Source organism: Pontibacter sp. HSC-14F20, from assembly GCF_019599265.1.
Lineage (GTDB): Bacteria > Bacteroidota > Bacteroidia > Cytophagales > Hymenobacteraceae > Pontibacter.
Window position 1 is genome coordinate 1 of the sequence record NZ_JAHZTC010000073.1, and the last position, 371, is coordinate 371.

A 371-nucleotide genomic window follows, 5' to 3' on the forward strand; every position below is an offset into this window, starting at 1 on the left:
GATTGTCCCCCAGGACAATCTGCTTCGTAAAATCAACGACCTGATCGACTTCACTTTCATCTACGAGGAGCTGGCCAGTAAATACTGCACCACCAATGGCCGCAGGGCCGAAAGCCCGGTGCGCATGCTCAAATACCTGCTGCTGAAGACCATCTACACCCTCTCCGATGTGGACGTGGTGGAGCGCTCGCGCTACGACATGTCCTTCAAATACTTTCTCGAGCTCTCGCCCGAGGAGGCGGTCATCAACCCCAGCTCCCTGACCAAGTTCCGCAAGCTCCGCTTAAAGGACACCGACCTGCTGAACCTGTTGATCAGCAAGACGGTCGCCATTGCCCTTGAAAAGGGCATCATCAAGTCCCACTCCCTTA

General features: G+C 55.3%; 1 protein-coding gene. It reads left to right on the top strand.

The window, feature by feature from the left end; genetic code table 11:
• Position 1: 1 nt before the first annotated feature.
• A partial coding sequence (locus K3G39_RS20555; protein WP_370627296.1) for a transposase occupies positions 2-371 on the top strand: 370 nt, incomplete at its 3' end.